The 20,259-nt window shown below is 39.7% G+C and carries 18 protein-coding genes; 13 read left to right on the top strand and 5 right to left on the bottom strand.

The annotated features are described in order from the left end of the window. Window positions 1-54: 54 nt before the first annotated feature. Window positions 55-1,380, bottom strand: a complete 1,326-nt coding sequence (locus BM202_RS31350; protein WP_177236755.1) for a replication initiation protein — start codon at window positions 1,378-1,380, stop codon at window positions 55-57. Window positions 1,381-2,163: 783 nt separating this feature from the next. Between BM202_RS31350 and BM202_RS31340 the strand changes: the two genes are divergently transcribed. After that, on the top strand, window positions 2,164-2,370 hold the full coding sequence (locus tag BM202_RS31340) for a helix-turn-helix domain-containing protein (RefSeq protein ID WP_093833686.1): 207 nt from the start codon (window positions 2,164-2,166) through the stop codon (window positions 2,368-2,370). 134 nt (window positions 2,371-2,504) lie between these two features. Then, window positions 2,505-2,789 (top strand): hypothetical protein, encoded by a 285-nt coding sequence (locus BM202_RS31335; protein ID WP_093833773.1) that lies wholly within the window; start codon window positions 2,505-2,507, stop codon window positions 2,787-2,789. Window positions 2,790-3,843: 1,054 nt separating this feature from the next. On the opposite strand, the gene BM202_RS31330 is transcribed toward BM202_RS31335, so the two are convergent. From BM202_RS31330 to BM202_RS31320, 3 genes are all read right to left on the bottom strand, one after another. Further along, window positions 3,844-4,548 carry a hypothetical protein gene (locus BM202_RS31330; RefSeq protein ID WP_093833684.1) on the bottom strand — a complete coding sequence of 235 codons (705 nt, stop codon included), beginning with the start codon at window positions 4,546-4,548 and terminating at the stop codon, window positions 3,844-3,846. A 306-nt stretch (window positions 4,549-4,854) separates the two neighbouring features. Continuing rightward, a complete protein-coding gene (locus BM202_RS31325; protein WP_143100812.1) occupies window positions 4,855-5,556 on the bottom strand; it encodes an OLD family protein in 702 nt (233 codons plus the stop codon). Window positions 5,557-5,591: 35 nt separating this feature from the next. After that, complete coding sequence (locus tag BM202_RS31320) at window positions 5,592-6,689, bottom strand: dsDNA nuclease domain-containing protein (RefSeq protein WP_177236754.1); 1,098 nt, start codon at window positions 6,687-6,689, stop codon at window positions 5,592-5,594. 523 nt (window positions 6,690-7,212) lie between these two features. Here BM202_RS31320 and BM202_RS31315 point away from each other — a divergent pair. The 10 genes from BM202_RS31315 to BM202_RS31270 all read left to right on the top strand — a co-directional run bounded on the left by BM202_RS31315 (window position 7,213) and on the right by BM202_RS31270 (window position 15,822). Beyond that, window positions 7,213-7,566: a BfmA/BtgA family mobilization protein gene (locus BM202_RS31315; protein WP_093833678.1), complete on the top strand. Its 354-nt coding sequence runs from the start codon at window positions 7,213-7,215 to the stop codon at window positions 7,564-7,566. Then, window positions 7,567-8,382, top strand: a complete 816-nt coding sequence (locus BM202_RS31310) for a DUF5712 family protein (protein WP_093833676.1) — start codon at window positions 7,567-7,569, stop codon at window positions 8,380-8,382. 30 nt (window positions 8,383-8,412) lie between these two features. Then, window positions 8,413-10,101 (top strand): type IV secretory system conjugative DNA transfer family protein, encoded by a 1,689-nt coding sequence (locus BM202_RS31305; protein ID WP_093833674.1) that lies wholly within the window; start codon window positions 8,413-8,415, stop codon window positions 10,099-10,101. Between the two features lie 191 nt (window positions 10,102-10,292). Next, on the top strand, window positions 10,293-10,688 hold the full coding sequence (locus BM202_RS31300) for a helix-turn-helix domain-containing protein (RefSeq protein WP_093833672.1): 396 nt from the start codon (window positions 10,293-10,295) through the stop codon (window positions 10,686-10,688). Between the two features lie 652 nt (window positions 10,689-11,340). Next, on the top strand, window positions 11,341-11,538 hold the full coding sequence (locus BM202_RS31295; RefSeq protein ID WP_093833670.1) for a hypothetical protein: 198 nt from the start codon (window positions 11,341-11,343) through the stop codon (window positions 11,536-11,538). A 48-nt stretch (window positions 11,539-11,586) separates the two neighbouring features. Beyond that, entirely contained in the window at window positions 11,587-12,348 is a 762-nt protein-coding gene (locus BM202_RS31290) for a Fic family protein (protein WP_093833668.1), read from the top strand. A gap of 83 nt (window positions 12,349-12,431) precedes the next feature. Continuing rightward, window positions 12,432-13,409 (top strand): site-specific integrase, encoded by a 978-nt coding sequence (locus BM202_RS31285; protein ID WP_093833666.1) that lies wholly within the window; start codon window positions 12,432-12,434, stop codon window positions 13,407-13,409. Window positions 13,410-13,446: 37 nt separating this feature from the next. Further along, window positions 13,447-13,905: a hypothetical protein gene (locus BM202_RS31280; protein WP_093833664.1), complete on the top strand. Its 459-nt coding sequence runs from the start codon at window positions 13,447-13,449 to the stop codon at window positions 13,903-13,905. 38 nt (window positions 13,906-13,943) lie between these two features. After that, window positions 13,944-14,705 (top strand): IS5 family transposase, encoded by a 762-nt coding sequence (locus tag BM202_RS31275; protein WP_093833662.1) that lies wholly within the window; start codon window positions 13,944-13,946, stop codon window positions 14,703-14,705. A gap of 307 nt (window positions 14,706-15,012) precedes the next feature. Beyond that, window positions 15,013-15,822 (top strand): hypothetical protein, encoded by an 810-nt coding sequence (locus BM202_RS31270; protein ID WP_093833660.1) that lies wholly within the window; start codon window positions 15,013-15,015, stop codon window positions 15,820-15,822. A gap of 170 nt (window positions 15,823-15,992) precedes the next feature. Here the strand turns inward: BM202_RS31270 and BM202_RS31265 are convergent, their stop codons facing one another. Beyond that, complete coding sequence (locus BM202_RS31265; protein WP_093833658.1) at window positions 15,993-16,526, bottom strand: hypothetical protein; 534 nt, start codon at window positions 16,524-16,526, stop codon at window positions 15,993-15,995. 1,193 nt (window positions 16,527-17,719) lie between these two features. On the opposite strand from BM202_RS31265, the gene BM202_RS31260 reads away from it, so the two are divergent. Further along, the coding region (locus tag BM202_RS31260; RefSeq protein WP_143100811.1) for a BACON domain-containing protein at window positions 17,720-20,259 on the top strand (2,540 nt) is incomplete at its 3' end.

Below are 20,259 nucleotides of genomic sequence, written 5' to 3'. Positions count from 1 at the left end.
AAGGCCCAGACGTTTAAAAATTGAAGGGTAGGAGGGAAGCCGTTGAATAGTGGCTTACTCTTCGTCCTTTTCTATATCATTAAACACCAAAGGAGATAAGCGCTCAATGCTTTGGAAAAATGGGCCGTACATAACCGGACTTCGTACATTGTCGAAAAGTGATAGCGTTTTGTCATAAAATCTACCGAATAATCCTGATTGCATATGCTGCTGAACTGGTTCATGCCATTCAGGGTGATCTTTCAATAACTGGAAGGCAATCTTATGTTTAGTTTCTGTAAGAGCTTTTAATTTGGCCTCTGTAGCCTGTTGTTCATCGGCTTTTAATTTGGCTATTTGGATTGTTGTATCTACAGTCGGATTTTTATTGTCAGGTACTGCTGGTAAATGGGTATTAATCATTTTTTGTATATAACCTCCTACGTTCTTTATAACACTGCCTTGTTTTAATTGCTTCAGTGTATAATGTATAGCGTTACGCACTTGATCCACTGGTGATTTTTGAAGCCAGTTCTTTACGGTTTCGCGTCCTACATAATTTGCAATAGAACTATGCAGTTGATCAACTACATACTCAGTTGCAAGGGCACTTGCTAATGGTGTGGATTGTTGTTCATTGTTAGCAGATAAAGTTGATTCCGCTCTTTCGTTTGCTATTTTTTTAGACTGGCTGTCCGTTTGCAGTAGGGGTAGGGCCTGAGAAGACATATGAAAGATGACCGCAGCAACTTTACGGTTACTACGTTCTTCTATCATTTGATTGATACGTATATTGGTAGAGGCGTTTAAATCATTACAAGCTCTGAGTAGTACTTTCTGCTTAAAGTTACCGTAAAGCGGATATTCTTTTTCACCAATTTCAAAGACGTCTCGGAGCCGCTCCACCGTGTAGCGAATGGATGTCTTTTTTAAGTTCATCTGATGACGTAGCATCATGTACAGGCGAATAGAAAATTGACTATGTACGCCTGAAAGATTACGTACGTCAAATTCAAGGTACTCCGAGCGAAGTTGAAGTAAATACGGTTTTAGCTCAGGATGAAAAGTAACCCGAATCGATTCAGATTTAGTATTACCGACTTGCGAACTAGCACTGGTCAGAAAGGGGATAACTGTACGATACCGGTTACCATCTTCCTTTGTATGATAAATGACCATTGTTTTATTTACGAGCCGTTCCGCTGCATCTTTTATGCTTTCGTAACTGCGCCCGTCCCGACTTAAACTAAATAATCGGATAATATCGGCAACGCGTAGTTCATACTCACAGAAGGTTACGTCATCTGGACTAATCATGGTAAGCATGGTAAAAAACACGCGGAATTCCACTACGTCCATTCGGTACGTAGCCTCAACTATACCGTTTCTACCCGCTTTCATTCGGGCAATTGTTCGTTCACCTATATCCGAGCGTCTTCGTAATGTAGTCTCCTTGGTCATATCCTTGCACTGCTAAATCACAACAACTTAAGTTAATTCAACTGAACTACAAAAAATTTGTGTTTACTTATCAGGGTAATTTTTAGTGGCTTTGTATGCATACGTGATCTAGGTTATAGTTACGTGTTAGCGGTTATATGTTTTGAATAAGCCATCGTAATCAGTTTGCCTAACTCTCGTTAAATTCCTAAAGATTTGGACAAATGGGAAGAGATTACATCAGTAAAAAAATTATTTTGTGCCTACTTGAGGTGTATTCAGGCACAAATTACCTAATAAGCGGATCTTTGCGAGCTACGTGTTTCAGGTTATATACGTGAATTGAGTTATAGTTTGACGAGAAGTAGGTTATAACTATACGAGATACGAGTTATATATAAACGTGAATTGGGTTATACGTGAACGTGTTATAAGTTATATATTTTGCTATAATCTATTGAAAATCAATATGTTGTATCACTGTAAACGAAACATTAAAAAAAGCTTTAAAAGGAAACACACTAAGCCAGTGTGTACAGTTTAAATTATTTTTTCTTTTGTAAAGAATAACTTTGAATCTGTCAGTTAAAAGGCAAAACTTAAATTGCGCGATGGCTGCGTGATACAGGTTATAGTTCAGGGTAGAAAATAGTATAATAAATGTTTTGCTTACAATGTAAATGCCCGATAATAACCAATCTTTGGCCACTAAGTAAAAGCAATAGTTAGGTAGAGTAATAATCAATGGAAGACATAAAACGGCGGGTAGGAGAAAAGATTCGGGAGGCTCGAAAAGCTAAAGGATTAACGCAAAAAGAATTGGCTGACAAGATTAGCTTATCAGTTGGCACTGTAAATCAATATGAAGTAGGTAAACAGAATCTTACTATAGAGACAATCCAAAAAGTTGCTAATGCTCTAGGCGTCTCATTTGATATTACTTTAGGTTAATTTTTTAAGCAATAATTATGGATATATCCATAATTATTGCTATATTTATAAAGTCAAACGATAACAAAAAAGCCCCAACGCTAACATCTTGGCGGAAGCAGCGAAGGGGCGGCAAATCAAAAACCATTACAGTTATGATTATCATGCAAAATAACGCTGTTTCTAACAGCAATCAAAACTCCCTTGAGCAAGTAGTCAGCTTGCCGCTAGTTTCCACTGGTAGTTTCTACGCCCAAATCGAGACCCTTCGCAATGTTTACCTGCTGACCAAAAACCCCTATTTGGTCGCTAATCATGGCCGCTTATTGGCTGATGAGGTTCGCGCACTTTCGTACCACCTTGAAATCCTGATTGAAGGGTTAAACCCTATGATCACGGAGGCTTTAGCGTTCCATCCCATAAACGTTGAACAGGTGTAAATTCTATGAATAGTCAATCACTGGATAAAGTTGTTTCAGTGAGCAACCTTGTCCGTCTTATTCGTCGGATGGATGAGTATGAACTATGGAAACGGGCTGTTTTTGTACGGGATAGGTTCACCTGTCAGAACTGCGGGGCGAGAAATGGGCGTAAACGGATTATTGAAGCGGATCACAAAGTAAGTATTACCATACTTGTGAAAGAAAATAAGGTAAATAGTGTAGAGTCAGCGCGTAATTGTAAGGCACTTTGGGACATAAACAATGGGCGAACCCTATGTCACACATGCCACGAGCAAACGGAATCATATCCGACACGTTTTGTGCAAAATAAGTTAAGATGAATAACGCTGTTTATTAGGAAATGGCCCAATAATACACCATCTCCTAATTTATAATACTAGTGAGCTGAATGGCTGTAAATGGTGGAATCTATTCAGTATTTAGTAGTATAAACATACCAAGCCTTTTACATGAGACAGAAAACTATTTAATCTAGTCCTAAGGAATTAGATTAAGAAAATATCTAAGAATTACAAAAACAGCCTGAAAAATGGCGTTTGCAACTCATTAGCGAGGCTAATAGCGGAGACGTTTAAAGGATATTTTTATATAAAGCATTGGACGAAGAAACCGGCATAAGCAAACTAACAAATAGATTTTCCAACCTGCAAACGGATGCATTACCAGCCTAGCCATTACGGAACATTTTGGCCAGCTTTCTAACAAGTTCATGTCCAACTCTTATTTTGGAACGAAATCTAAAACGTCCTGTAATAACTACGGCCAAACTGGAAGCCTACTCACTTCACTGTAATGGCTCGGATGGCCTAACCGTTCATTCTGAAGATTGAAACAAATGAGCCGTAATCGTAAAGTTTACGTAAAACGCCAGCTAAGTCTTACAGAGGTAGTCTTGGCTACCCTATACTTTTCGGAAAAAGTGCGCCTTAATTGCTTGTATTATAGGATGGCTAACATTACGGTAACTTTGCTAGTTCGGCAAGCGTCTAAAGCTAATGGTTTACATGGTCTAGCATTACTAACTTATCAATTATATAGAACCAAATAAATCATTATTAATCACAATAACCTTGTTTATCAACGGTGTAATTTCAATCTGGACACTTTCAAAATCATCCTCAGTTAAAACACTAAACTTTTCTTTTATTTCAAAAACTGATCCTTCAAAATTTAAGCCCATTGTATCTTGTAACCCCAAAATTAATTGTGAGTTATGAGGCTTATTTTCTTTAATGAAATTTAATATGATCGGCATATTTAAGTCGTCTTGTCCCTGCTGATCAGGCTCATCTAAAACGATAGGGCAAAGAGCCGAAGAACCATATTTTTTAATGATATTTAAAATAGAATAATAGTACGCTAACAGCGCTCTGGGTTTTGCACTCCCCAAACCTCCAATTTTACTATCTATTCTTTCGTAATCTTTTTCTGAAAGCTTGACACTTAATAAGTACAAGTATTTTCTCATTAAGCTCCGATATTCTTGTACTATTTGTTCCCTTCTTTCTTTATCTAAATAACGCTTAATCTTATTTTCTAAATCAGAAAGATTTTCCAATATTTTATAATACTCATCAGACATTTCCTCTATTCTTGAAGAGAAGATTGATTTTACTTGACGCTTACCTTCATTCTCTATTATATCACGAAGCGCAATTTCTCCATGTTTTACAGCTAATACTTCATTAATATTTTGTATTTCTTTTGAAATAGATTTTAATTTTTCTTCTTCCAATCTAATTTTTGATATTATTTTAATTATTTCTTCGTAAATGTTTTGAGATATTTCGAGGCATTTATGCTCATCTTCAGCGAAAGCAAATCTCTCCTTTATTGAATTAGAATAATGAGCGCCACAAGTTGGACATTCAACTATATCTTCTAATACATCAACGGAATATCGTAAATCTTTCTTTATTTCATTTAAGACCGAACTTACTACCTTCTGCTGACTTTCTAAGTTAATTTTTTGTGAATAAAGAGTTGTGAGAGTGTTTTTGTATTGTGTTTGATTATTCTGAAGGGATGAACTTAACTTAACTTACTCATCTACTTCTTTCTTAAAAATATCTATACTAATACTGAAATCTACTGAAGAAATGCTTTTATTGGTGTTGTCTAATAAGCTTTTCATCATTTTAGTTTCTTTTGATTTCTCTGCCGCAACTTCTTTAAGTTTGTCAAATTCAGTTTTTGCCACATAATATTCGTTTGGTTTTAAGCCAGTATGATACTCAACAACGGCATTTCGCCAATTGTCATACTGTGATAAATTTTCAAAGGCATTCCAATTATCTGCCCAAGATTTATCCTGATCTATATAATAAGGTAACAAGAAAAAAGCTGGCGGTAAAACGTTTGTATCGTTTTGTCTATCATTCCAAACTAATCCAAAGTCAAATAATTTTGCCAAAACTGGCCCCAGTTCTTTAGATATACTTTCATAAATACCTATTAAGGAGTCGTTTTCGCCAAATAACCCAAAAATCTTTCCCCAACGTAAGATGGAATATGGTTTTTTATCTATCGTGAATCTAACCAAAGAACACGTAGCTGCATTATCCCATGTGCTATCAAATTTGACATTTGCACCAAATGTGTGATATATACTTTTTATAAGTACAGATTTACCTGTGTCGTTTTTCCCTAATATTACTGTTAAATTCGGATTGAATGGAACTCTCCTTGCTTTCCTCTCCTTTGCCGAGTAAATTAGCATTTCTGATAAACAAAAGCTTTTCATATTTTTTTTCAGTTCGTAATATGCGAACTAATCGCTTAAAGTTCGAAGGTTCCATAAATTTGAAACAAAATGACAGTCATAATATATGATTTTTCAAGTGTATTACCAAGTGTATATTTGTTAATCAGTTTTTCATAAATCATTTCTGCACATGGTAAAAGTGCTTGGTCAAAATCATTATCACTCATAGTACTGATAATCTCGTTAACACCCTTTTCAAGTTTTTTTAGAAGTAAGTTCATTATATTTAATTTATCAATAATATATTGATTGCTATTTTTTGAAAAATATTGAATATTTTTTATACTTGCGTTTTCACTGTTAAGTCTATTAATTATCATTTCTTGAATTTTCCTTAGGTCAATATTTGACTTTTTTAAAGCCAACATTAATATATCGTGAAATTCAGATCTAGAAAAGGAACGATATTTCATTAATTCCTCAAAACTACTAACTTCATATGTATATTTTGATTTTCTCCTAATTTCATTAATTAAAGTCTCATGAAGAGGTTGTATCCTAGGAATTCCTTCATCACTGGTAAATTTTTCAAAGTAATCTACCAATGCTGATATTGATGATGCTTCTGAATTTTGTATTGGAATAGTTGATACATGGAAGAAAGTATCGACTATTTCTAATTTATCTTTAGATAATTCACTACATAAATTACTATTAATATAATTCAATTCTGAATTTGATAAGTCAGTAACACAAATTTTAGGAAAATCTAAACTCTTGTGTGATGAATTATTAAGTTCTATGCTATATCGGGCGTTTGAAACAAAATTCAAAGTACTTTCGAACTCTGGAAAATTTAATTTATTTAAGAATAGTTTACCTAAATAAGAGTTTAGTTTTTTTCTTTTGTCTAATAAATTTTTAGTTGTCCAATTGCCAGAAGATTTGGTTTTTATTTGATAAAAAGAAACTAAACCAGGATTGTCACAACTATCTAAAACAACAATATCATCATGATACTCAAATATCATTAAATAATCATTTTCGCTTTTATGCAATTCTAATAATTTACAAATTGCCCAATCTTTTTGATAGCCAAATCTTTCTTCAGCTATTGCTCCTCCTTTTTCAGCAGGTTTCTTTTCAATTAAGGCCTTTTGTATCGCATTCATCAAAAACATCTTTAGTATGGATTAAAGGAAACAAATATTTCAAGTACCTGTAAAACCCTTATTTGAATGAATAAATATAATGCTTCATTACAATCTCTAATTGAGATAAAGATGTAAGAATACCATATTCTACTTAGAACACCAATAAAACTATAAAATCTAGCATAGTTGCTTACTATCGGTCTCTTTTCTGCTCCTTTAGTTTTCTCCATATGCAACGAGTACAAAGCAATGGAGCAACTGAGTTACATACATGGTAGTGCCAGAGCCGATTATTTGAGTTGGTACACAGCTATTTACATCGCCTTCCCCTACGGGTTCGGCATAAAGACAATTTTTAAAAAATTTAGCAAGAGGGAAGGGGTCTTTGATACCCTTCTTCCTCTTGCCATACGGAGTCTCTACTGATAATCAGATAGTTATAAATAATTAATGTAAATAAAGTAGTTACTTAATAACTATTTCTTTTGTAAGAAATTGAATATCAAACCTTTGACTAACTATACACATAACTATTTGCTCTATGCCTAAGTACAAGACAGTCAACGCAAGCGAACACGACTTCGCTAATTTTGAACAGCTAGCCAATGCCTACGGCCTAAATAATACAGCCTTGTTTGCCGCAATGGTCAACTACTTTAAGGTGACCAAAGCCGACCCCCGCGACCCCAAAGCCGACAATCCCACTGACGCAATAAAAGCTCTGGATAAGCGATTAATTAGCTTTATAAAAGAGCAAGAAAAAAAGTTGTTAATTCCGATGAAAGAAGCGATTTTTGATATAGCAGGTACAGAGGGAATGCCGCGACGTTCTGATTTAAGAATAGTGAATGCTAATGTAAAAAAAATAATAACTGGTTTAAAACTAGATGAATAGATGCAAACAAAATTTGCAAGCCCAGTCGAAGCAACTAACAAGGGAAGTTCTGCTAGGTTAGTTAATTATCTAGAGAAAGAGAATGTAAGTAGTTTGTCTACAGAAAATGAGTATTTTTTTTCGGTAGACAGGGATAAATGCAATAAGTGGGAAGTGATACAACAAATTGACAACAATGCAAAAAGTCAAAAAATAGAGAAGAACCAGGATCGTTTTTTTTCTATAATTATTGCGCCTAGTCAGGCAGAACTTGCACAAATCGGAAATGACTCTGGAAAATTAAAAGAATTCACCCGTTCAGCAATGGAGAATTATGCTTCTGGATTTTGTAATTATCAAGGAGAGAGTAGGGGAGTTGAAAGCAAAGATTTAGTGTGGTATGCAAAGATTGAGCACGAGCGGAAATATACGTCATTAGACGCAGAGGTAAAAGAAGGTTTAGCAGAGAAAGGTCAATTAAAAGAAGGTGACCAGCGCCATATTCATATTATTGTTTCCCGGTGCGAAGGCAGAGAGAATAGATATATTTTAGAGTCAGAACTTAAACGCCAAAAACAGGAACAAACTGCTCATCTTTGCCCGAATGTTAACAACCCAATAATATTTAGTCGGGATGCTTTTTATCGCGCTACCGAACAAACTTTTGATAAACTTTTTACTTATGAACGAAAGCTTGAAGAATCGTATGATTATTGTAACGCAATTAAGAATGGTAAACAACAAGATTACGAAAAAGTGATTCAAAGAGAAAATGAAAGGGTACCTTCTAAAAGTCGAAACGTTGAGAAGGTACAGGATTTTGAAATAGGTTATTAATGTTATTCAACGAAAAAAACAATTTTACTCATGTTTAATTTTGGTGTAATTGTAGGGAAACTTTTTGGGTATATAGCTATTCCATTATTTAGCTATCTTGTAGCTGGTGCATTGGTCAAGTTTCTTTTTAACCTAGCTGGTTTTCCTCGAATGTTTTCAGATGTAGCAGGTGGCGGCGCGGGGCTACTTGTGGCAGGTTTTATTATTTATAGGAGAATGGAAGGTAACTCCAGAGCAGAAATTCAAACTGCTTCTCAAGTGACGAAAACCGGCATAAAAGTTAAAGAGTACGTATTTGGTCTTAAAACTAGTAAAGGATTAATTAAAATAACAAATCCTTTTGCAGGTATATTGGTAGCTGCTGGCCCAGGTGCTGGTAAAAGTTTTAGCGTTATTGAACCGATTATTACCCAAGCCGTAGAAAAAGGTTTTACAGGATTGATCTATGATTTTAAGTTTCCAACGTTTGCACGCGTTGTTAACGCAGCAACTAAAAACGAAAAAGTTAATAAATACTATATTAATTTTGATGATTTATCCCGCACTCATCGCGTAAATCCGATTCATCCTGATATAATCGTGACCAAGAGTCATGCGGGAAGCGCAGCAGAAGCTGTTATGAAAAATTTAATTAAGGGCGAAGATAATTTTTTTAGCGATAATGCAACAGCCTACTTAGGAGGTATTATTTGGTTTCTGCGAGAAGAGTATCCGCAGTTCTGTACCTTACCTCACGTTATGCGTTTAGCAGCGCAACCAGTAAAACAAGTATTACCTTTAATTTGCCAAAATGAGGAAGTAGCTACCTCAGTGGCTAGTATAAAAACAGCAGTTGATGAAGGTGCGGGTAAACAATTAGCGGGCGTAATTTCTACTTTACAAAATGCTTTAGGTAAGATTAATATTCGCTCTGTTGTTTATGTATTATCTGGTAATGATTTTACGCTAGATCTAAATAATCCAGATAACCCGAAAATATTGGTCATTGGTAATAACCCTGACTTACGGTCTGTGTATGGGCCTGTACTTGCCTTAATTGTAACTACTACTATCAAAAAATTAAATCAAAAAGGTAAGCTTGATTCACTTGTTGTTTTAGATGAAGCCCCTACCTTATTTATTCCTGATTTCTCAACACTTCCCGCTACGGGTCGAGAAAATAAAATAGTTACCTTAGCCGGTGTTCAGGACTTTTCTCAACTAGAAGAAATGTATGGACAGCACCAAAAGGACGCCATACTTAATACGCTTTCGAACCGTTTTTATGGACGTATGCCCCATGAACCATCGGCTCAGTATGTTGTCCGGATTTGGGGTAAAGAATATGTTGAGCAACGAAGTCAATCAGTCGGTCAGGCACGTTTGAACGAAGTTTCAAACACTAAATCTAATTCATATAGTCTGATAAATCGAGATCGTGTAACTGTACAGGAAGTAACCGATTTGAAAAAAGGTGAATTTTTTGGCCAGATAGTTGAGAGTGACGTTAGCTATTTACGCACTCAGTTTGAGCCTGAACCCATTGATCGTAAAGAAATAGAGTCATTCAATACTGTTACTGATGAGGAAGTAAAAGCTAATTATAGCCGCATCAGTAAAGAAATTAAAAGTTTGCTTGCAAGTCAAGAAATGCCAAAAGTTGTTCCTGTTTTAAGTACATCAACCAAAAAGCCAAAGGTTGAGGATGAGGATGAGGATGAGGATGAGGATGAGTTTTAGAATAGAAAATGTATTTTAGATTAAATGTAGCTATTAATTTACATTATAAATTAATAGCTACATTGTTTTTATGTATATTTGTTACATTACTAGCTGTAGTGGAATACCATTTGGCTGTTAAGCAGAAGATGACATTTATTAAGACTCTTAACATTAGTTAGTTAATACAATTTGTCTATTTGGTAAATTTTATGAAAAGGAACAAAGATTCAGAAGTAAAAAAATGGAAATCAAATTTTGCAATGAGATTTGAGCGAATCCGTGAAGACTCTGGTTTAAGTCAAGTTGAAATGGCAGACACAATTGGTATGAGCCAAAATTTGGTATATCGCTCTGAGAAAGATTGTGACATCTCCCTGAATTCATTTTTACTGCTTTTCATTCATTACATGAAGAATTATAAAATGAATCCTGAATGGTTCTTTGCAGAAGACAATACGGGATATAACCCCTATGAAATGGAATCTAAAAAAGCGAAGAGAGTTTCGAGTATCGCCGAGCGTAAATTGAATCACATCTTCTTAGACATGCTTACGACTTTACATCATGAAGGACTTATTCCAAAATTTGAAAATAAAATTGATTAGGAATAGGTTGGTCCTTTCCTACGTAAACAGTTGTGAATATAACTATACCTGTAGTTATAGTTATATATAAATTTCATTTTAGATTTTACGTAAGTAAGTTTTCTCCTGCCTTTAACTCTGCCTTTGTGCTGACGTGGATTTTGGTGATGGATGCTATTCAGTTAGTAAATCGTACCGTTGAGCCAACGTACTCTGAGGTATTAACTTTTTCTCTAATAATTGCCTTTCTGGTCAGTGTTATTATCCCCACTTGTTTTGGGCCCTGTCAGCCAACTTATAAGGTCAACACTCATTAAGTTTCTACAATACCCTAAATATAGGAAACCGAATCCTAGAAAGGGTAACTTGATAAGACAATTCAATAGGCACCCAGGGTACAGCCAGCCTTTTAAGGTAAGCAGTTAAACTACAACTTTAGTTGTAGTTACCTACGATAAGGCTTTATTATCGTAGGTAACCATTTGTTTGTTATATTGCCGGTATATTTGAACACCTGGTGTCAATTTGCATTTTAATTGTCGCATTAGTTGCGCGCTTATTGCCGCAAATTGACAGTACTACTGAATAGCCATATTTTCGATTAGGCAAGGATTAAATATGCGTGAATCAGAAAAGCTTGTGTTTACCGCTCGAATCAACCCAATAGTATAGCATGGACCTTGACCAAATTAAATTAGCAATTGCCAACCTGCCAGATGCCGAGTATAAGGCACTCACCGAATGGATCACCGAACATGATTTTGACAGGTGGGATAAGGAAATCGAAGCTGATCTGGAGTCGGGTCGCTTAGATCCTCTCCTGAATGAACTAAAGCAGGAGATTAAAGAAGGCAAAACGACTCCTTTATAATAAGGGGGCAAAGCCAGGAAGCTAGATCGGCAAACCCAAATAACGTACATGAATAGCCCGCAAACGGAATCCGTCAGGTTGCCGGATTTAATAAGCCGCTACCTGCTCAAGCTAGCGGAGTCCGATGCGTTTGCTCGAGAACAGACCCTCGCCCAGCTCTATTACTCGACAGCCCTGGACGGATCTGGGTTAGTCCCGGCCCAAATCGCTTCCCTGCTGGATACGCACGAGATCAACTCAGTCCTCACCTCATCCCAGTTGATGGTCATCGATTACCAACAGGGACAGGACTTGATTGCCGGGTGGGCTATCAATCAGCAACCCCTGTCGCTCCTTGATGTGCAACGACTTGGCGCGTGCGTGATGCACCATACGGGTGGCCTTACACCACAACTACTGCAGTCAGTTGATTCGCGCCTGGGCGAATGGCGAACCTACGAGGTCATGGGAACCAGTGGTTCGTATGAACGGCCGCATAAAGTACAGAAGGCTTTGCTTGAGGTGATAAAACAGACGAATACGAGTCTTCAGGGGAAGCAAACCCTGCGGCAACTGTATGAAACATCTTTTAGACTGCACTATGAATTGATTCGTATCCATCCCTTTGCGGAGGGCAATGGCCGGGTGGCCCGGCTCCTGATGAACTATGTTCAACTCTATCGTCGTCAACCGCAAAGTGTGGTTTTCGTCGAAGATCGGTTGTCGTATCTGGGAGCGTTAGATTTAGCGTTTCGCTCAAAATCAATCCGGCCGTTTGACGCATTTATGTTTGGACAACTGACTAAATTAGTATCGACCGATGGCTATTAATCTGTTCCATTAAATGGATCTAATCGTTCAGTAGCCCGGCTAAGCGTTTGGGCTGCCTAACCTGATACAGAGTGACAACATCTATGGAATTTGACCTGTCCCCAACCCCTCCCCATTTACCTATCCCAGCGGAAGGGGCTGAGCTGCCTGATCAAAAACAGAAGGCCCGGGAATTTTATCACGCTGGTCTCTATGGGTCAATCAATTCACAGAAGGCCTATCTGTCAGATTTGGCCCATTACGTTGATTGGTTCACCCAAAAGGAGTACCCTTCACTTCCCGCGATACCCCAGGCGCTGGCTGAATATGTGACCGACTTGGCGGAGTCAAAAGGCTTTTTCACCATTCAACGCCGGCTGGCCAGCATCGCTAAATATCATCGAATCAACGAGCATGATTCACCGACCACGCATGAACAGTTTAAAGTGTTCATGAAGGGGGTAAAGAAAAAAATGAGTGTTCGCCAGAAAGAAGCCCCTGATTTTACCATCGAGGAATTTCGCCAGGCTATCCAGGGTTTGCCCCCCACACCTACCGGCATTCGGGACCGATTGATTTTACTATTGGGCTTTACCGGTGCTTTTCGTCGTAGCGAACTGGTAGCTTTAAATATTGAGGACCTAAACCTAAAACCAGGCGGTATCCTTATCCAGATCAACGGCTCTAAAACGAATCAGACGGGAGAAGAAGAAGAAAAATACGTGGCCAAGGCCCGTCAGGCTGCCTACTGTCCTCTGGCTACCGTTCAGGACTGGTTGGCAATCATTGACCGTACTCAGGGGCCCCTGTTTGTGCGTATTCGCAAAGGGGAAAGGCTGACACTTGAGCGATTGTCCGATGATTACGTAAATTTATTAACCAAGCGGATGTTTACCAAAGAAGGTAAAAATTATACGGCACACTCCTTACGGGCCTCCTTCGTGACCATACTAAAAGATGCCGGCGTCGATAATCGAAAGATTCAAAATCAAACCAAGCATCGCACCACAGCCATGCTTGACCGCTACGATCGACGGCGGGATGTCATTCATCAGAATGGGTCGACGGAATTAGACCTTTAATTTAAGCTGTGATTATCATCCTTAACCGCACGTAGAGATGCCTATTCAAAATGTCGATCGGGATAACACCCGAGGAGAACGGGTTTTTAACAAAGTTTTCCCCAATCAAGCAATAGCCCCCTGGTTGTATGACACCTGTTATTTTCTCGAGTTGAAAGAAGTACGCCAAGAGAATGATAAAGAAATCGAAGAGACCGTAGAACTAAACCGCATTATTGGCGTCACAGATGGAGGGTATGACCCATCTAAATACACTCATCCTTGGTCGGTGAACTGGTTAGATTGGTTTTGGGCCATGGCCGAAGGCAAAAGTAAAAACCATCTGAAAGACCCGTTCGCCAAACTTTACGAGGCTATCGCTGAACAGAATCAGCCCGGTTCAGGTAATTTTTTTCTGTATCGAGTATCACTTTCAGGTCAAAACTTTTACTTCATTGGTGAGGGTCATCATCGAATCACGTTTCTAAGAGCGTGTTGGGGATTTGAGAAAAGCTGAGAGTCGTGTCACTTTTGTAGCGACCAAGCAACAAGAATGTGACCAAACAGTTTAGTGTTCTGACCGACTCTCAGTGGGCTGCAATTTCGCCCTTTTTAAACCTAAAGCGCAAACGACAATATGATTTACGCCAGATTGTCAATGCCATTCTTTGGTTACTACGCTCAGGTACTCAATGGCGGAATATGACCGGCCCCTGGCCTCACTGGCAGGCAGTTTATTATTATTTTGATCAGTGGAAATCTGATGGAACCTTTGAGAGAATTAATCTGGCTCTCAATAAAATGGACCGTCGACGAGTTGGCAAAGAAGAATATCCATCTCTTCTATGCATTGACTCACAGAGTGTTAAGTTGAGTCCAATGATCTGCGAATATCGAGGACTCGATGTCTATAAGCGAGTCAATGGCCGCAAACGCCAACTGATTGTTGATACCCAAGGCCGCTTATGGGCCGCTCAGGTTCACGCGGCTGGAGACAGTGATGGGTCGGCGGCAGTTCCTTTAATTAGGGATATACTCTGGGCAGCCGGCGATCGGCTGGAAAAAGTGTTAGGTGATCAAGCTTATAATGGCGTTTTTGCCAAATCATTAGGCGAGTGGAGTATTGACTTCGAGAAAGCTTCACGACCTGAATCAGCCCGAGGGTTTGTGCCCGTAGCCAAGCGCTGGGTCGTTGAACGAAGCATCGCTTTGACGAATTTCTTTCGACGGATCGTCAAAGATTATGAATACACGTTATCTTCTTCGGTAAGTTGGCTGTATTTGGCTAACATTCAGATCATGCTACAACGGATTTAGCTCGTTTGCCAAACATAATTCCCCAACACCTTCTAAAGATGAAAGGAGATCAGTTTTTTCACTTTAAATGTGTTGTTCCAGCTACCTTATTGAGTGATAAGGCAATTTGTTTTTAAGCGTTGAGACACACCCCAAGTGATATAACTCTGAGTAAAAGAAATCCTGCAGTCCACCTCATTAGCAAAAAAATGTGTGACTTATTGCCGTAAGATGACAAACCTAATTCGCTATATAGTGTGTATAGATTCCTACCATTTATTCAGGTATTGTATCATCAAATGATGCTACAAAATAGCCCTAATCGTCAATGGCAAAACAAGTAAAAAAAATTACACAGTTCCCTGAGTACATCCTTCGAGATTGGGAGACAAGCGACGGGGTAAATTTCGCGATTGCCTTACGCAGAATTACGGGCTGGTTGCTACATGTTGACTGGTGGTCGCCTACTAACGATAAGGAAGTCGTTGAAAACATGAAGTCTTTGCGTGTCTATATTGGCAATAACTCCAGTCAAATATATGATTTCAAAGGCAAGCAATCGCTTACCGTTTATATAAAGAATATTATTCAACCCATAGCTCAGAAACGAGGAGCAAACCAAGGCGTTCTTGTAACAAGATTTTATAGTGAAAGCGAATTGTTTAAATTGCCACTAAGAGTAAAGCCCGATGAATCCAGGATACATACAGCCCAAAAACTAATTATGGCTAATAAAGATTTTTTAGCGAAAATTCCGAAGCGGCAAGCACCAAACGTTCCTGCACATATTGCCGCTGATTTTACCTTTAGAAGCTGTAATCCTTTTGCAACGGCTCTAGGTTATTTAAGAAATTTCAAACCAGTGGCCTTAATAGCTAAAATATACAGTCCTTTATTCGGTGGAAGTCAACTTGGGTATGTCCATAGCTTTGTTTTGGACAATACTGGTAACGCGGTTGACATTTGGGGAAAGGACACGGTAGAAAATATTGCACAAAGATTCGGAGTGATAGCCTATGAAGTAAGCGAAGAGGAACATGTTACTGTTAATCAAAAGCTAAAGGCAAACTCACCAGAAAAATATGAGGAACTGTACGATAAGTCGGTAGCCATTATTAACGAATACTTTATCGAGTAGGAGAAGAAAAGCTTTCAATATTTTTATCACTTTATAGCGATTTTCCTAGTTCGCCGTTTCTTGGTTAGGTCAATAATAAATTCTACGTTGAAAATAAAACCGGAAAAAGTACCATCCCGACTGCGAAGGCAAACCTTTCCCGGTTTTGGTATGGTTTTTCAGTATTTAACTTATACAAATGATTTACTTCCCTGTAACTGGCGTGGCCAGTGACAAAAAGCGAAGGTTAGGGCTACCGAAATATAATATACCGCGCTCAGTACTGTTGCTCGGTCCGCTGTTATGACGGATAAAACTTTTAGCGTTTCGGAGTTTATCGTGGGTAAACACCAGCCTAAAATCATTAGGATAATTAAAGCACTTATCAGGTCAATTACTGAATTTTTATCTGTCAAATTAAGATTGCGAATCGCCCAGCAGGATGATAAAATTAGTGAAATAGATACTAGGCACATGAGTGGCACAAAAAGCAAAAGGTATCCAAGTGAGTACTCGGTTTCACTCCCTGGAACAAACAAATGAAGTGGCTCGATTAACGACCAACCTATGGAAAATAATTTGCTATAAAGAACGGCAACTGCAATTGGCAGAATTATTAATGCAATTCGTGCGATCGGCTGGGTTAGGTCTGTAAATAATGGGTAGGTTTGTTCCAGATTTGTTGTCAAACGATCAATTTTTTCATTAATACGAAAAATATCCATGGAGATATAATTAGTTAAAGGGTGATTAATCATATGAAAAATTGGGCAAATCGAAACAGGCTCTAAATTTCAAGCTGAAAATGATCGATAGGTTAATTAAGGACGGTGGAAGGTTTTAGCTTGGCAGATTCGTTGAATCATCATTTGCACCACTATAGGGAGCGAAAAATTCTTCGGGACGGGGCGTTAAGGTTAGACTTATTGATTGCTGCCAGGGTAAATGCAGCAGATGATACCCGATAAACCCAGCTACTAATAGACAGCATAAACCCGTTATGGGGTATTTCTTACAAACGGGCGAAAATTATCGGCTTCAAACTAGGGTTTTAGTTTGTACTACTAACTTATTTCATCTCAAGAAAAAGAGCGTTTCTTGAGACACTGGTTTTGTAAATATCTGTCTACTCGTTCAGTCGCATACGCTCATGCATTGCGGGTTTTCAATCCGCCGGCTTCCAGTTTAAAGCCCATCTTACTATAACACCTTATAGAGTGATTTACAGCCGAAGTCTTCATGGACTATGCGCCGGCACAGTACCTATCACTTTTCACACCTTATTATATACTTCTTAATGTAAGAAATTTTACTCGGATTAATACCGACTTTATTAATCCTAATTTAATGTATATTAAATTATTACTATAAGGAGCTAAAATATAAATTAATGCATACCTTTTCGCCGATTTATCACCTTCTGACAACATTTGCCTATGATAAGTTAACAGCTCCCGAACAATTACGTCTAGATTTTGTGACTTCGTAGCGCCTGATCACTTTAAATGATCGGATCAGGTGAATATGCAACGTCTGATGGCTGATTATACAGCCGTTGTTTTCACGTCTCAACACAAATAGGAGTGAGAAAGCTAACCACTTATTCCCCGCGCCCCAAGCGCTTATTCGTTCGTTAAAGCACGGCATTTTTCCTTGTCAGCTCAGCGGGTTAACACAACCAGCCCGCTACCTTAAAAGCCATTTTTGTTGTTTCACCAGCGATGCCTCTAGCCAAAGTAAATAGGGGAAAGCCAATAGTAGCGGATAACTGAATGGCTTCGAATTCATTTGGGCATCGGAATAATGCGCAACCAAGTAGTAAGCGTAAGGATTTGATGCGGTAGATACTGGTCAACTGACCAGTATCTACCAGCCAATAGTGTTATTACAGATTAAGCAAACAATACCCTTTAACTTTATGAAAAAGATAGTTTACACACTGTTTATTTTTTTATTAAGCAACCTGGCGTATAGCCAAGTTGCCGGAACGGATGCCTCCTGGTCCTTTTACCCAGATGGGTATGTTATTTATAACAATGACGGCAGCATCAATCGATACCACGCGAAACTACAATTTTCGGGTTCGAACCAGAATATTGTAACGGATCTGCTGTGGGACCAGTTACCGTGCGGGGGGGTCAACGCAAAAAAAGTCTGGTGGATCAACGAAGATCACAGTGGGGACCAGAATTATTACGGCTTTCAGACCTCACGGCCTGAAAACATCGTCCATGAGTTTGGGGGCGATTTTACCTACCACTGTGGCTGTACAACCACCAACCCAAACGACTGGAGTCTGTATGGTTCACCGCAAGGCTTTACCAATATTATCGAGGTGCCTTACCACATCAAAAAGTTTGACACGGATTCGCCGAATTACATCATAAAACCTAGTACGTTCCACTGGAACAAAAATAGCCTGGAAGTGCAAACCTTCAAGGGAGGGCTTATTCCCCCCATTGGGGCGGGAACCATTGAGCAGTATGGTAAAATAAACCTGCACACGGGCATGTTACCCAAAAGTGTCACGGACCATAACACCGTGATGAGTTACGGGCTGAGTTATTTGAACGCTAAAAATATGCCCAATCTGCCGGTTAGTAAACGGTACGTAACGGCTAATGATGGGGAGTGGGCGACGAATTGGAATAACTGTAACTCAACCTTACCCTATCCGCAGGCAGGCTGTATAGCGGGGTACCAATTCAACCACATGACCACCCAGCAAGCCTGGGATACCTACGGGACTAACCTAAGCAGTAAAAGCAATTATGGGGTCGTGCTACAAGATGGGGAGTTTTGGAATGGCAATATTGACAGCCAGGGGCTAACCAATTATAAATATGTTTTTGACCGGGTTATCCAAAATGGATCCACAACGCTGTTTGGTCAGCACCATTCTCAACCTTACTATACCGATCGGTTTTTTCATGATCCTTCGGGAGGCACCGATGCTGGGTTATGGAATGCTAAATACAATGTCAGTGCGACCGATCGATACAGCCTGGTAAACTTCAATTACATTTCGGCCTATTGGCAAAAAGTCATCGCCAATAATACCAGTGTCGCCGACGACTGGAAAATAGCCAGTCTACAAACGTATACGCAGGATATGAGTCCCACCAACATGTATGCGTGGATCCAGGATTTGGAAATTAATAAAAAACTATTTCCCGAATGGAAGCATTTACTGACCGTTGAAGGCTTCCATGAGACCCCCTACTTTGCGACGGTTTCCCACACCCTACCCACGGGCGGCGCTATAACCTTTACCGGTGGGCAAAGCCAATGGGTCAAACAGTCCAGTTCCTTACAGGAATTTACGGGCTTATATTCCAATACCATTGGGGATGGGGTTTGTTATTTTTCGGATAATTACACCCGCAATGATGATAAGTCCAACTGGATTAAGGAGGATGGCAATACCCAATATCCGGGGGCTGATGTATACGCTCGTCAGTTTTACGGGGTTGACGATTACCTGTATTTGGGTATTTGGAAAGCCAATGAGGTAAACCGGCAAACGGTTGGTCAGACCTGGAGTAAACCCGACATCAGTGTGGACGGAGGAAGCACCTGGATCACCGGGACGGCCTTGTTGCCCGCTTCTGCCTATACGGCCAAACATCCGCTAGTCCATATTATCAATACGACGGCGGGTGGTAAAATAATTATGGCCTATAACATGTGGAACCCCGCCTACAAAGTCCAGACCATCAAAGTAAGAGATGCTAATGGAGTCATTAGTGATGTACAGCTAAAAGGACAATTTCCTACCCTGTACAAATACGGGGAGACCACTGATAATTATCTTTCCGTCAGTCCGGCCGCCTGGTCAGCCCCGTCTGCTGGGGGATCGACCACGGCCAGCCTAAGCGCCAGTGGGGCCTGGAGCATTACCACCGTTCCCGCCTGGTTAACCCTGAGTCCAACTACTGGCAATGGCTCAGCCACGCTTACCCTGACCGCGGCGGCCAACACGGCCAGCGACCGGACCGCCACCCTGACCATAAACGGGCCAGCTGGGACCACTCAATCCATCACTGTCACCCAAGCCGGAATCACGAATTCGCTGTCGGTGAGTCCGGCAAACTGGTCTGCTTCCACCAGTGGGGGTAGTCAACTCATTACCGTATCCAGCAACGTCGCCTGGAGTGTCAATACCAACGGCACCAGCTGGCTGAGCGTGAACACGGCCAGTGGTAGCAATAACGGTACGTTCACCCTCACGGCGGCGGCCAATTCCGGCTCCGCCCGGTCGGCAACCCTGAGCGTTACCGGCGGTGGCCTCACCCAGACCATTACCGTGACCCAGCAAGGCAGTACTTCCACAACCGAAGTCATTTGTCTGGAAGCCGAGAGCGGCAGTGGTAACCGGACGCCCAGCAGCGGCAGCCAGGCCTCGGCCGGGCAGTATGTGGGCGGGTTCGGGGTCAGCGCGGAGTTCATGAGCTACGC

Origin of the sequence: Spirosoma endophyticum, assembly GCF_900112365.1 — a bacterium.
Taxonomy (GTDB): Bacteria; Bacteroidota; Bacteroidia; order Cytophagales; family Spirosomataceae; genus Spirosoma; species Spirosoma endophyticum.
Note: the sequence above shows the minus strand (reverse complement) of the source record. Positions and strands in the feature narration are given on the sequence as shown.